This is a genomic window from Tolypothrix bouteillei VB521301 (assembly GCF_000760695.4).
GTDB classification, from domain to species: Bacteria; Cyanobacteriota; Cyanobacteriia; order Cyanobacteriales; family Nostocaceae; genus Scytonema; species Scytonema bouteillei_A.
Genome location: NZ_JHEG04000001.1, coordinates 6,774,205 through 6,788,063, shown reverse-complemented (window position 1 = coordinate 6,788,063; position 13,859 = coordinate 6,774,205). Strand labels below are relative to the sequence as shown.

The 13,859-nt window shown below is 43.3% G+C and carries 12 protein-coding genes; 8 read left to right on the top strand and 4 right to left on the bottom strand.

Annotated features, from left to right (window positions below; genetic code table 11):
- Positions 1-109 precede the first annotated feature (109 nt).
- The 6 genes from larB (at position 110) to HC643_RS27535 (ending at position 5,231) form a co-directional block, all read left to right on the top strand.
- Positions 110-898 carry a nickel pincer cofactor biosynthesis protein LarB gene (larB, locus tag HC643_RS27560; protein ID WP_038082979.1) on the top strand — a complete coding sequence of 263 codons (789 nt, stop codon included), beginning with the start codon at positions 110-112 and terminating at the stop codon, positions 896-898.
- Between the two features lie 37 nt (positions 899-935).
- The gene (locus HC643_RS27555; RefSeq protein WP_050046801.1) at positions 936-1,280 is read left to right on the top strand and encodes a 7(1) septoil knot domain-containing protein; all 345 of its coding nucleotides are present in this window, start codon (positions 936-938) and stop codon (positions 1,278-1,280) included.
- 188 nt (positions 1,281-1,468) lie between these two features.
- Positions 1,469-1,675 carry a hypothetical protein gene (locus HC643_RS27550; RefSeq protein ID WP_050046802.1) on the top strand — a complete coding sequence of 69 codons (207 nt, stop codon included), beginning with the start codon at positions 1,469-1,471 and terminating at the stop codon, positions 1,673-1,675.
- A 94-nt stretch (positions 1,676-1,769) separates the two neighbouring features.
- A complete protein-coding gene (gene argH, locus HC643_RS27545; RefSeq protein ID WP_038082978.1) occupies positions 1,770-3,164 on the top strand; it encodes an argininosuccinate lyase in 1,395 nt (464 codons plus the stop codon).
- 659 nt (positions 3,165-3,823) lie between these two features.
- Positions 3,824-4,300, top strand: a complete 477-nt coding sequence (locus HC643_RS27540; RefSeq protein WP_137986653.1) for an NUDIX hydrolase — start codon at positions 3,824-3,826, stop codon at positions 4,298-4,300.
- Positions 4,301-4,403: 103 nt separating this feature from the next.
- Entirely contained in the window at positions 4,404-5,231 is an 828-nt protein-coding gene (locus HC643_RS27535; RefSeq protein ID WP_038082976.1) for an alpha/beta fold hydrolase, read from the top strand.
- 195 nt (positions 5,232-5,426) lie between these two features.
- Here the strand turns inward: HC643_RS27535 and HC643_RS27530 are convergent, their stop codons facing one another.
- On the bottom strand, positions 5,427-6,230 hold the full coding sequence (locus tag HC643_RS27530; RefSeq protein ID WP_202048662.1) for a pantothenate kinase: 804 nt from the start codon (positions 6,228-6,230) through the stop codon (positions 5,427-5,429).
- 245 nt (positions 6,231-6,475) lie between these two features.
- On the opposite strand from HC643_RS27530, the gene HC643_RS27525 reads away from it, so the two are divergent.
- Together HC643_RS27525 and HC643_RS27520 are read left to right on the top strand one after the other, a co-directional pair.
- A complete protein-coding gene (locus tag HC643_RS27525) occupies positions 6,476-8,200 on the top strand; it encodes a diflavin flavoprotein (protein WP_038083112.1) in 1,725 nt (574 codons plus the stop codon).
- A gap of 90 nt (positions 8,201-8,290) precedes the next feature.
- Positions 8,291-10,003, top strand: coding sequence for a diflavin flavoprotein (locus HC643_RS27520; protein WP_038083110.1), 1,713 nt, complete (start codon positions 8,291-8,293; stop codon positions 10,001-10,003).
- Positions 10,004-10,148: 145 nt separating this feature from the next.
- Here the strand turns inward: HC643_RS27520 and HC643_RS27515 are convergent, their stop codons facing one another.
- From HC643_RS27515 to HC643_RS27505, 3 genes are all read right to left on the bottom strand, one after another.
- Positions 10,149-10,583, bottom strand: coding sequence for a hypothetical protein (locus tag HC643_RS27515; protein WP_038083109.1), 435 nt, complete (start codon positions 10,581-10,583; stop codon positions 10,149-10,151).
- Positions 10,584-10,741: 158 nt separating this feature from the next.
- The gene (locus HC643_RS27510; protein ID WP_050046803.1) at positions 10,742-12,301 is read right to left on the bottom strand and encodes a peptidoglycan-binding domain-containing protein; all 1,560 of its coding nucleotides are present in this window, start codon (positions 12,299-12,301) and stop codon (positions 10,742-10,744) included.
- Between the two features lie 713 nt (positions 12,302-13,014).
- Positions 13,015-13,776, bottom strand: a complete 762-nt coding sequence (locus HC643_RS27505) for a YebC/PmpR family DNA-binding transcriptional regulator (protein ID WP_038082573.1) — start codon at positions 13,774-13,776, stop codon at positions 13,015-13,017.
- Positions 13,777-13,859 lie beyond the last annotated feature (83 nt).

Genomic DNA, 13,859 nt, shown 5'->3' with positions numbered 1-13,859 from the left:
CCTCACATTACAAATGTGGGACTATACAAACAAAGAGGGCGCTTCGCAGGCTAATTGCAGGCATCTTCATAGAAAATTGGTATAACAACTAACAACCAACAATTAACTAATGACAAACAATAAATCATTACGATCGCTCTTAGAATCTGTCGCTCAAGGTAACGTTACCCCAGATGCTGCTCTAGAAACGCTCAAAAACTTATCTTATGAACCTGTAGGCGAGTTTGCCAAAATAGACCATCACCGCGCCTTAAGAACGGGTTTTCCTGAAGTTATCTGGGGACCGGGGAAAACTCCCGAACAGATTGCTCAAATTATGAATATCATGCGCCAGCGCAATCCAGTGGTGATGGCTACCCGTATAGATCCAGCCCTTTATGCTGTATTGCAATCTAAAGTTAGGGGTTTGCGCTACTACGAATTAGCCCGAATTTGTGCTATCGCTCCGGACAGCATTGAACCGCAAGATCCTGGTATCATTGGCATTCTTTCTGCTGGTACTGCGGATTTACCAGTCGCTGAAGAAGCAGCTGTCACCGCCGAACTGTCCGGTTTTCAAGTGCAGCGTCTTTGGGATGTGGGAGTTGCTGGAATTCACCGCTTGCTAAACAACCGTCATGTTATTGAATCAGCATCAGTTTTGGTGGTTGTGGCGGGAATGGAAGGGGCTTTACCCAGCGTAGTTGCAGGTTTAGCAGATTGTCCCGTAATTGCTGTCCCTACTAGCATCGGCTATGGAGCCAGTTTTGGAGGATTAGCACCGCTATTGACAATGTTAAACTCTTGTGCTGCGGGTGTAGGGGTTGTCAATATTGACAATGGATTTGGTGCAGCAGTGTTGGCGGGACAAATTCTGCGGACAGCCGCAAAATTGCGGTTGGCATCAACCGAGTCATGAGGTTATGACGGTAGGCAAACCAATTCTGAGGTTCAACATGAAACGTTGGATTGTACTGGCTGCATTTGCCTTAAGCTTTCTATTAACAATTTTTATATCAACTAACGACACCGTCACTGCTGAAAGTAAAATTGATGCAAGCTGTACTTATAAAGGTATTAAGCTTTACGGCAAAGTACAAATTGTCAAGGATTTCCCGGATATTACCGTACAAAAAGTTAAGGACTTTCCAGACTTACACGTTCAAAACGTGACGGTATTTCCTCAAGATTGTGGCAAGTGGCAAGTTGTTGAAATCTTTCCCGACTTTAAGGTGAAGTTTGTGAAGGAATCTGCGGACATCAAAATTAAGATGGTGGATGTCTTTCCCGGCGTGCCTTAAAAAGAAGGAGTGGAAGCGATTTTCATGTTGAAGGTGAAAATTTTCATTAGGACTGCGTTGGGGAGCCATCACTTCAGATACAGAGCATTATTTTACCACTAGACAATTTCTACTTATTGCGGTATCACCGGGAAGTATCGAGGATAAAATTTTATCCTTCATCTTTTTCTTTATCCTTTATCTTTTATATGGACATATTTACTGATTCAATATCTCATTTCGTCTGGTGGTCGTCTTTAGACTGGACGGTACTGGCGCAAACTGTAACTGACCCCAACATTCTCGGTCAGATGCAAAAAGCGTTTACACACTTTGTGCAGACAGGTCAAGCTTGGGCACTCTTGATTGGATTGGCTCTTGGTTATATGATTCGGAATTTAACGAGTTACGGTTAAAACTAGTTTGTTAGTGGTTAGTGGTTAGTCGTGAGTGGTGCAAAAATACAACTAACACCGAACGGCTAACAACCAACCATTCCCAACAGAGCATATGGCTGCACAAAACACTTGGAGTCAACGGTTTGAATCGGCGTTGCATCCTGCAATCGCTCGATTTAATGCCAGTATTAATTTTGATATTCAGCTTTTAGAGTATGACTTGATGGGCTCTAAAGCTCATGCACAAATGCTTGCTCATACTGGCATTCTTTCTCGAGACGAAGGCGAGCAACTTGTCAAAGCTCTAGACAAGATTCACGAGGAATATCAACAAGGTAACTTTAACCCTGGGATTGAAGCAGAAGATGTCCATTTTGCCGTTGAGCGTCGTCTTGTGGAAATGGTGGGCGATTTGGGTAAAAAATTACACACTGCCCGTTCCCGAAACGATCAGGTGGGGACTGACACTAGGCTTTATCTTCGCGATCGAATTCAGCAAATCAGCGACCAATTGTGCGAATTTCAAAATGTGCTGTTAGATATTGCCGAACAACATATTGAAACACTGATTCCAGGTTATACTCACCTACAACGCGCTCAGCCCCTGAGTCTAGCCCATCACTTACTGGCGTACTTTCATATGGCGCAGCGCGATCGCGAACGTCTTAAAGATGTGTCTCGTCGAGTGAATGTTTCACCGTTGGGTTGCGGTGCTCTAGCGGGAACGACTTTTCCTATAGACCGCCAGTACACTGCTAATTTGTTGAAGTTTGATGGCATTTATGCTAACAGTCTTGATGGAGTTAGCGATCGCGATTTTGCCATTGAATTTCTCAGCGCAGCTAGTATAATTATGGTTCACCTCAGCCGTCTTTCAGAAGAAGTCATTTTATGGGCGTCTGAGGAATTTAGCTTTGTCACCCTCAAAGATAGTTGTGCTACTGGTTCGAGCATTATGCCTCAAAAGAAAAACCCCGACGTACCAGAGTTGGTTCGGGGTAAAACTGGGAGAGTCTTTGGTCATCTACAAGCAATGTTGGTCATAATGAAGGGATTACCCCTGGCATACAACAAAGACTTGCAAGAAGATAAAGAAGCTTTATTTGATAGTGTTAATACAGTCACAGCCTGTCTTGAGGCAATGACAATTTTACTTCGGGAAGGGTTGGAATTCCGTACCCAGCGCTTGGCAGAAGCAGTAACAGAAGACTTTTCCAATGCTACTGATGTAGCAGATTATTTAGCAGCCCGAGGTGTACCTTTCCGGGAAGCCTATAACCTTGTAGGCAAAGTTGTGAAAACCAGTATTGCTGCTGGTAAACTTCTTAAAGATTTACGTTTAGAGGAGTGGAAAGAACTTCACCCAGCTTTTGACGCAGATATTTACGATGCAATATCACCGCGTCAAGTCGTTGCTGCTCGTAACAGCTATGGTGGTACGGGATTTGAACAAGTGAGACAAGCGCTAAAAGCCGCCCGCAGTCAAACTCCCAATAGCGATCGCTAGGGAAAAAGGGAGTGGGAAATTATTTTAATCCCCCATTCCCAAATTGCTAGCAATAATTATGGGCGTACATTTGTACGCCCGCCGTAACTTAGAGAGCAAACATAGAGCAAATATTTTGAGCAGCGTTTCTACTCAGCGTCAATAGCTGCTGCGCCCTCATCCTCTTCACTCTTCGGCGGTCTTTGCTGGAATCTTCTATTGCCCATCCGTCCTGTTGTAGTCCGTTTACGAAACTTTCGGGCATACGCCTGGTTCCGTAGCGCCTTTTCTTTTTTCGGATTGCGGCGCTTAGCCATGTTCACCTCATTAAATAAACAACAAAAATTCGCTTCTAGGGTTGATGTAGGCAGTATCTGCTGTTGAGCTTACTTGTTTTTCTCACCTAGATTGGCGACTTCTATATTTTAAACAGCAATCTATACTAACTTAGTATAGAGTTTCTGTCAACTCAAGGATGAACTATGAAATTTGTAAAGCAGTCATTTTCAGTGTGGTGCAGTGGTCGAATCAGTATTTTCTGAGATAATCTTTAAGATATGGCTCCAAACCACAACTATGATTGTATAAGGTGCAACTCAACATTTTTGTTGAGAAAATGTTGTGTGGTAAGGTTCTCTACACTGCAAGACAAAATTTGAAAATTGAACAATTTTGCTTTTATGGATGCGGCTGTTCAGTCCACACGTAGTTTATGGCGATTTGGACAAACTGTTCTTGGCATCATCTTCCGCCATCCAGTTCCAGGGACAAGTATAATTCCAATCTTACCCGATGGTCGAATTGTTTTAATTCGGCGACGAGACAATGGTCTGTGGGCATTGCCTGGAGGTATGGTGGATTGGGGCGAAGATGTTCCGAGTGCAGTAGAACGGGAATTGATGGAAGAAACCGGATTGGAATTAGTGAAAATTCGGCGTTTGGTTGGTGTATACTCCGCACCAGACCGTGACCCCAGAATCCATTCGATTTGTATTGTTGTGGAAGCCGATGTTCGGGGAGACATGGCGATCCAAGATACATTGGAAGTTATGGAAATCCAAGCTTTTCCAACCGATTCCCTACCGCCTGGAAAAATGTCTCACGATCACAGTCGCCAATTGCAAGACTATTTAAATGGTTTGACGACACTGGCTTGAGAATGATGAATTATAAATTATGAATTATGAATTATTTTTTCATCATTCATCATTCATCATTCATAATTTCCACTAGTGTGAATGACTATATGAAATAGCTAATATGGATTCTCTATTCCGTAACTCCCGAAGAAAGCTCTCTCAAGGGCTTTTGTTTTGGCGCGAAATTGGTACAGGAATTCCTGTTGTTTTCTTACACGGTTCGTGGAACGATAGCAGCCAATGGGTTTCCTTAATGGAATTGCTTTCATCACATTTCCATTGCTTTGCACCAGATCTATTTGGCTTCGGTGAATCCGAACGTCCAAACATCCATCATTCGATAGATTTACACGTTGAATGTCTGGCAGAATTTTTGCAAGCGTTAAAGCTAGAAAGGGTATACTTGGTAGGGCATTCCCTCGGAAGTTGGATTGCTGCTAGTTATAGTTTGAAGTATCCAGAACAAGTTTGTGGTTTGGTGTTGATATCACCAGAAGGTATCGCAATTGAAGGGCAAAAAAAGCGTTTGCAACTGATGCGGCGTATTATTAAGTTTCCACTCACATTATTTCAAATCTTGAGAGTCCTCCGCCCAATTACTAAAATTTTTGGCTGGGACGATCAAATTGAACGAGATTGGAAGTTACGTCAGGCAATGCTCAATTATCCTACAGCCTGTGAATTACTCTTCGAGCGTCAGGAACCAGAAATTAAAGCAGAGTTGTTGCAAGAACAATTGTCCTCAATACTTGCTCCTGTTTTAATTTTAGAAGGTGGAAAAGACTCGAAAGAATTTCTAGACATGAGTCGAGCCTGTGCTCAGTACCTTCCTCAAGCAGAGTTGAAGGCGATCGCCCATGGTGCTAACGATCTACCTGAGTCTTGTGCAGGAGTTGTTGCTGGAGATATCCGTGACTTTATCAAATTAACAGTCAGCACTGACCAGTAACAAGTCATATCATTAAGAGTATTTTCCCCCCTTTTTAAGGGGGGCTAGGGGGGATCGAAACTGCTAGAAGGCATTTTAGGAGACTTGTGTACACCACCGCAGCTTTGTTTAAGGGGGGCAGGGGGAGCACTGAGTGCCTAAAATCACAGATAACTACTTCTCAAACAACCTCTAAGAACTTTCTATACTCGTCGTTTACTCATACATTCCAGTCAGTAGTGCTTGCATTCCCCAAAAAATCAAATTCTGTTCCACGTAGAAACGTGCTGCGATCGCAGGAAATCGTGCTTGCAAATAATTGACTAACAAAGTGCGATCGCCTCCTGTAATTGCAATCTTCCCTTCAGGATAATCCCGCCACCACGCCTCAACAAAGTCTTTGATTCCAGCAACCAGAGTGTAGACAACTCCACTTTGTATGGCTTCTTCGGTTTTTAAAGCAAACCTTTGTGGAAGATGCTTTTGTAGTTCAACCACTGGCAATTGTCCGGTTTTTTGAGCAAGAGTTGCAAGCTGCAGACCCAACCCAGGAAGAATAGCACCGCCAACTAAACATTTGTTAGCATCTGCACCTGTAAAAGTCAGTGCAGTTCCCGCATCGATCGCTAACATGGGAAAACCCCATTTCTCGCCCGCACCCCACAAAGCTAAGGCGCGATCGACTCCTAATGTAGGATAAAGACCTTGTAAGGGGATGTGGTCTAAGGTGATGACGCGAACATTTGGGTAAGATTCCCACAGTTGTGTTTGACTCGGAACCACGGAAGCTAGGAGAAGGGGGGGAGGGTAGGAGGGGGAGAGAGGGGGAGGGGAGGAGGGGGAGGTGGGAAAATGGGTAATGAAGTCCTCTAATGTTTTACAGTTAGATAGTTGATGTATAACTTTTTGTGGCAAATGTTCTGTGTCCCAAGCACAAATGCGCGATTTGCCTTTCAACCACGCCCAATGCAGTCGGGAATTTCCGATCGTCAATCCTAGCCACAAAGTACTGTCTGTCATTCTGTTTTTTTGACCGAATTGGGGGTGAGGGGTTGGGGGTTGGGGGAGATCTAAAAATTACGAGACTAAACGAGTTGTGTGAAAACACAGCCTGGAAATTACCTATTTCCTATCTTTCGCTAACCCCCGACCCTTTCCTTAGAGTTTTTTTAACCAAATTATAGAATTTTTAATAAAACGTTACAAAAAACTCGTGTCACAATAGAAAAAGAGTAATAAATACTCATTCTCTTAGGAGGGGATATATGGTAGCACTCACTGAAAAAACTAACAAAAGGCTAACCATGCAGGTTGTCGATATTGCTTCCGACACAACAGCAATTCGCTCTCTGGATTGGGATAGAGACCGCTTTGATATTGAGTTCGGGCTGCAAAATGGAACTACCTACAACTCATTCCTCATACGCGGCGAGCAAACAGCGTTGGTAGATACTTCTCACGAAAAGTTTCGCCAACTGTTTTTAGATACCCTCAAGGGTTTGGTCAATCCCACCGATATCAGTTATTTAATTATCAGTCATACCGAGCCAGACCACAGTGGTTTAGTTAAAGATGTTTTACAACTAGCTCCAAATATTACGGTTGTTGGTTCTAAAGTTGCTATTCAATTTCTCGAAAATTTGGTGCATCAGCCTTTCAAACGGCAAATTGTGAAAAATGGCGATCGCTTGGATTTGGGCAACGGACACGAACTAGAATTTGTGATTGCACCCAATTTACACTGGCCCGACACCATCTTTACATTTGACCGCAAAACCCAAACTCTCTTCACTTGCGATGCTTTTGGATTGCACTACTGCTCGGACAGTACTTATGACGAAGATCTAAAAGCGATTGAAGCTGATTTTGAATATTACTACGAGTGCTTAATGGCTCCTAACGCCCGTTCGGTCTTATCTGCTCTCAAGCGCATGGCTGAACTGGAAAAGATTAATTTAATTGCCACGGGTCACGGTCCCTTATTATATCATAATGTTGAAGAATTAACCGGACGCTACCGTAATTGGAGCCAAACACAAACTAAAGCAGAAACAACAGTTGGGGTCTTTTACATATCCGATTACGGTTACAGTTATCGTCTGGCTCAAGCAATAGCTTTAGGGATTACAAAAACAGGCGTTGCGGTGGAACTGGTAGATCTACGCTCTGTTGGTGACTTGGTAGAATTGCGAGAGCTTGTGAGTCGCTGTGCGGGAATTGCCGTTGGAATGCCCCCAGCTTCAGATGTCAGTCAGCTTCAAGGTGCTCTCAGTACGATCTTAGGTTCTGCTAATGAAAAACAAGCGGTAGGCATTTTTGAGTCAGGCGGTGGAGATGACGAACCAATCGATCCGTTACTCAGTAAATTTCGGAATTTAGGTTTAACAACCGCCTTCCCAGCCATTCGGATTAAACAAACGCCCGCAGAAAACACCTACAAGCTTTGTGAAGAGGCTGGAACAGACTTGGGACAATGGGTGACACGCGATCGCAGCATCAAGCAGATGAAATCTTTAGGTGCTGACCTCGACAAAGCTTTAGGGAGAATCAGTGGCGGGCTTTATATTATCACTGCGAAAAAGGGTGATGTATCCAGTGCCATGTTAGCTTCTTGGGTAAGCCAAGCCAGTTTCAAACCGATAGGTATCACAATAGCAGTTGCTAAAGACAGGGCAATTGAATCACTCATGCAAGTGGGGGATAAGTTTGTACTTAACGTCCTAGAAGAAAACAACTACCAGCGCCTGATGAAGCACTTCCTCAAACGATTTGCTCCAGGAGCCGACCGTTTTGAAGGAGTCAAAACCCAAGCAGCGGAAAATGGAGCACCCATCCTCGCAGAAGCTTTGGCATATATGGAATGCGAAGTGTTAAGCAGAATGGATGGTGGCGATCACTGGATTGTATACAGCACGGTTTACGCAGGACGGGTGAGCAAAGCAGAAGCCCTTACCGCCGTCCACCATCGTAAGGTTGGCAATCACTATTAATTAGGGACAAGGGGGACAAGATAGAAGTTTCTTCCTTGTCTACCCCCTCTCCCCAATCTCCAATCTAAAATCCACGTATCTAAAATCGCTATGACCTCCACAAAACCCCGTGACGTTCAAGTTCTGCCCATCGCTACAGATACCACTGTACTCCGTTCTCGCAGTTGGACTCGCCTGAGATTTGAAATTGAATATGCGCTGGCAAAGGGTACAACAGCTAATTCCTATTTAATCAAAGGAGATAAAACTGCCCTTATCGATCCTCCTGGTGAAACATTCACAGAAATTTATCTGGATGCGGTGCAGAAACGGTTTGATTTGCAATCTGTTGATTACGTAATTCTGGGTCATGTGAATCCCAACCGTGCAGCAACTTTAAAAGCGATGCTTGAAATTGCACCTCAAATTACCTTTGTTTGTTCTAACCCAGGAGCCATCAATTTGCGAGGTGCGTTGGAAAACCCAGATTTACCAGTTCTGGTTATGCGAGGGGAAGATACTCTCGATTTAGGGAAAGGGCATCTTTTACAATTCATTCCTACTCCTAACCCTCGCTATCCAGATCAACTCTGTACTTACGATCCACAAACAGAAATTCTCTATACCGATAAGCTATTTGGAGCGCATATTTGTGGCGATCAAGTGTTTGATGAGGGTTGGGAGATATTTCAAGAAGATCGACGCTATTACTATGATTGCTTAATGGCTCCTCATGCCCGTCAGATTGAGACAGCGTTGGAAAAACTTTCTGAGTTTCCCGTGAGAGTGTATGCAACCGGACACGGTCCTTTGGTACGCTATGGCTTGCTCGAGCTGACAAAGGCTTACCAGCAGTGGAGCCAACAGCAAACATCTCAGGATACTTCTGTTGCATTGATTTATGCTTCTGCTTACGGGAATACGGCAACTTTAGCCCAAGCGATCGCTCGCGGTATCACCAAAGCAGGTGTTGGGGTAGAATCAATAAATTGTGAAGTTGCCGAACCAGAGGAAATCCGGATGGCTTTGGAAAAAGCATCTGGTTTTGTCATAGGTTCCCCAACTTTAGGCGGTCATGCACCAACACCAGTTCAAACAGCTTTGGGGATTGTTCTCTCAACTGTAACAAACAACAAACTTGCTGGGGTGTTTGGTTCTTTTGGTTGGAGTGGGGAAGCAGTCGATTTCCTAGAAGATAAGTTGAAGGACGCAGGTTATCGTTTTGGTTTTGAAACCATCCGAGTCAAGTTCAAACCAGATGATACCACCTTACAAATGTGTGAAGAAGCAGGAACCGACTTTGCTCAAGCACTCAAAAAAGCCAAAAAAGTCAGAGCGCAAAGTGTACCTGCTACAACAACAGAACAAGCTGTTGGTAGAATTGTAGGCTCGCTGTGCGTATTGACAGCCAAGCAAGGCGATATCTCCAGTGCCATGTTAGCTTCTTGGGTCTCTCAAGCAAGCTTTAATCCCCCGGCGTTAACCATTGCAGTAGCTAAAGACCGTGCTGTGGAATCACTGACGCACTCTGGCAACAAATTCGTGCTCAATGTTTTAAAAGAAGGCAATCACTTGGGTTTAATGAAGCACTTCTTAAAACCCTTTACTCCCGGACAAAACCGATTTGTTGATGTTGCAACAGAAGAAGCTGAAAATGGTTGTTCAATTTTGACTGATGCACTTGCATATATGGAGTGTACTGTCACAAACCGTATGGAATGCGGCGATCACTGGCTGATTTACGCAGTTGTCAAAGATGGTAAGCTACTAGATAACGAGGGAATAACCGCAGTACACCATCGCAAATCAGGCAGTCATTATTAAGTAGGTTAGGTTGAGGAACGAAACCCAACGTTGTGCCGAAGTTGTTGGTCAACATCGTGGCAAATTTGTTGGTCAACATTGGACGAATAGGTTGGGTTTCGCAAAGCCTCAACCCAACCTACGTTGATAAATTTTCTTCTAAGTCTCACTCGCTAATAACTGATATGTGTTCGGGTTGAGACAAATACATATCTGAGTTCTGGGCATTGCAGTAAGCTAGCTTGCTACCAAAGAGATATCCCGTACTGATAAGTAAAGATAAAAACGCAAAAGTTACAGGAGTCATTAAACGATCGCTTTCCACTTTCCATTGAGGCTGAATTCCTAGAAATTCGTGTACGCTTTTAATTGCTAAGAGCAAAGAATTTCTGTCAATTCTCTTCCAGATCATTAAATCTCCATTTCTATTAGAGTTGAGATAAGCACATAGATAACCGGGCATTGACTCATCTTTTTTGATAATAAATGAATACCCATTAGTCAGTTTGGCAACGAGCCTCTTTTGTCCTTGTTGTTGAAATGTACTGGGCTTCATATTATTTTCTTCAAGTATCCCGATCGCTTCTTTCTCTGATAGCATTTTGCACCCCTACACTTTTGTGATGGAAGCTTGACAAAATCTTCTTTTTAAAAATTTAAACCTCTTTATTTAAACATTATTTTTGCAGGGCAATACATCTTTCTCTTGAAAGAGAAAATACTTTCAATAAAGAAGATTTACCGATTGCTTGTCACCGCTCAAAAATATTCAACTCTTGCATCTAGACCCTGAGAGCGCAAATATTCCGACTGTTTTTCTGCTTCAGAACGACTGCTATACTGTCCGGCATTGACATAAGTACCCAGTCGCGAGTCTGCTTGAAAAGCAGACGGTACGTACTGACGCACTCTGCTTAAAGTGTCGTAACTGCGAATTGGTACAATGACCACATAGCGATTTTCACGTCCGGGAGACCATTCAGGAGGATTTCCTGTATTACCGGGAAAATCGGGATACCCAGATGTATTACCTGGGTTACCTCCGAGATCATCCAATCTCAAGGCTTGCCAAGTTTGATAATTTACAATTCCGTTAGCTTCTAGTCCGCGACTTCTTTGAAATTGAGCTACAGCATTCCTAGTTGCCGAACCGTAATAGTTTGTGATTCGACCTTGAAACAATCCTAAATCCTGCAAACGCCGTTGCACGATTTCAACACGTTGGCTCCTTTCACCCAAACAGATATCACCTTGATTAACCGAACAATTAGAATTGGTCGAATTTGTTCCTCCTATCAAAGCATCTGATATTCTGGCTAGGGTTTGTGAGTCAGCAACACCATTGCGTGTCAGCCCATAATTTTGTTGGAAACGTTCGACAGCTTCCTGAGTCGTGGGACCATAATATCCCGTAGGATTTGCACGAAAATAGCCCAATTGCTGCAAGTCATCTTGCAATTTTCTAACTTGTTGACCGGAATCACCCTGTTTTAAATAGGAACTGTCTGCGCTATTTGGATAATCGGGTTGATTTGGTGGGTAATTCGGTTGGTTTGGTGGATAGTAATCGGGTTGATTTGGTGGGTAATTCGGTTGGTTTGGTGGATAGTAATCGGGTTGATTTGGTGGGTAATTCGGTTGGTTTGGTGGATAATAATCGGGTTGATTTGGTGGGTAATTCGGTTGGTTTAAACTGACACGAATAGCTTCTTCTGTTCTCGTACCAACAATACCATCCGGGCTAATGCCATTAGATTGCTGAAATTGAGAGACAGCTCGCTCTGTTTCCGAGCCAAAATAACCTGTTATTGCACCGTTAAAATACCCCAAACGTTGTAAATCTTGTTGCAATCTTCTGACGGATGCACCACTGCTACCCCGTTGCAAACCCTCACTGACACGACCTCCAGAAGTTCTGCTTTGACACTGCGATCGCAGAAGCCGTTGAGTTTGACTACCTACCACCCCAACAGTCGGAAGCCTGTTATCTTGTTGGAAACGAATAACAGCTTCTCGTGTTTTGGAAGCAAATTTACCCGTGACCTTACCGTTAAAATACCCCAATTGTTTTAAACATCTTTGTATGCTAGCAACTTCAGGTCCATCACTACCTACTTTCTGACCAGCTAGAGCTTGTTCCACCACACCGAGAACAGACAAAGTTAAGGCTACAGCCAATAAATACCTTGCAGCATTGCCAGATAGCTTCATCCAATGCAACTGCGTCAAAAAATTTCCAGTCAATTTAACAGGTGTATGTGAATAGCTAGATAACAGTTCATTTGCTGATTCTGGACAATAACATCTAATAATTTCCATAGTTGTTCGCTCGCTGTGGTTTACAAACCTGGACACGAATTTTTAGGGATTGGGATGCAACTGAACGCTTACTTTTATTGTGGGTGCTTCATGATACCAAATTTTTTCATAATTTACCAGTACATATCTTGAATTCAAAATTTCTTACACATAATCTTGTCCAAAATGCCATAAGTGATTGGTTATAACTCACTGGTTAAAGATGTTATATAGAATATTTGACAGCAAAAGAAGTAAAATCTTCACTTGTTGTACGAATTGTTTTAGAAAGCCAGGAAACTGAGAAAGATTCTTTACCTTATATTGCGACAATCATCTCAGTTTTAGGTCTAGGGCGTACTAGGAGCAGATCGAGACTCCAACAGTCATCATGGAAGACTTCGGAAGTTTGATTGATACTCCCGTAACACCGCTAGAAAAAGATCGTAGAAAGAACCGCAAATAGTTACTGATTAATAGCCATTAGCCCTTCGGGTATCTCCTTACGGAGACGCTTCGCGATGCGAAGCTATGCCCGCAAGGGCTATACGCCAGTCCCCAGGGCGCGGGAAACCCGCCTACTTTCTCTGGTCTCACCATTAGCCATTAGCCATTAGCCATTAGCCATTAGCCATTAGCCATTAGCCCTTCGGGTTCGCCAGTCCCCAGGGCGCGGGAAACCCGCCTACTTTCTCTGGTCTCACCATTAGCCATTAGCCATTAGCCATTAGCTATTAACCATTAGCCATAACTGTCATCAATTCTTCTGACATATCAAAATTAGTGGTAACATTTTGTACGTCATCTAAACTTTCTAAAGAGTCAATTAACTTTAAAAGCGATCGCGCTTGATCTAAATCTGTGACTTCTACGTTATTACCGGGAATCCAGCGCAATTCAACATCACTCACTTGAAAACCTTTGTCTTTAAGAATTTGGCTGAGGCTTTCCAAATTTGGAACTGCGGTAAATACCTCAGCTGTTTTATCCTCAGTCATCTCATAAGTATCAGCACCGCCCTCTAAGGAAGCTTCTAAAAGCTGTTCTTCATCCACAACTCCCCGTACCGTACAAACGCCTTTCTGAGAAAACATCCAACTGACACAACCTGTTTCACCCAGGTTTCCACCATTTTTACTAAAGGCGGTACGCAAGTCAGCCGCAGTTCGGTTGCGATTGTCCGTTAGTGCTTCGATGAGAACTGCAACTCCAAGAGGACCGTATCCTTCATAGCGAATTGATTCTAAACTAGAGTTATCGCCTGCAAACGTACCAGCACCCTTGGCGATCGCTCTTTCGATATTATCATTGGGTATCCCGGCTGCCTTTGCCTTTTCAATAGCAGTACGTAATTGAAAATTACCAGCAGGGTCAGGGACTCCACTTCTCGCAGCTACAATAATTGCACGTGACAGTTGGGTAAAAGTCTTACCTTTTTTTGCGTCTACCACTGCTTTTTGACGTTTAATATTTGCCCATTTACTGTGTCCTGCCATATGCGGAAACTATCAATACAAGCTTTTCAATATGAGGATATAACCTGATTTTATCCTTTGCCTAGTTCTGTTTATGAAAAAGC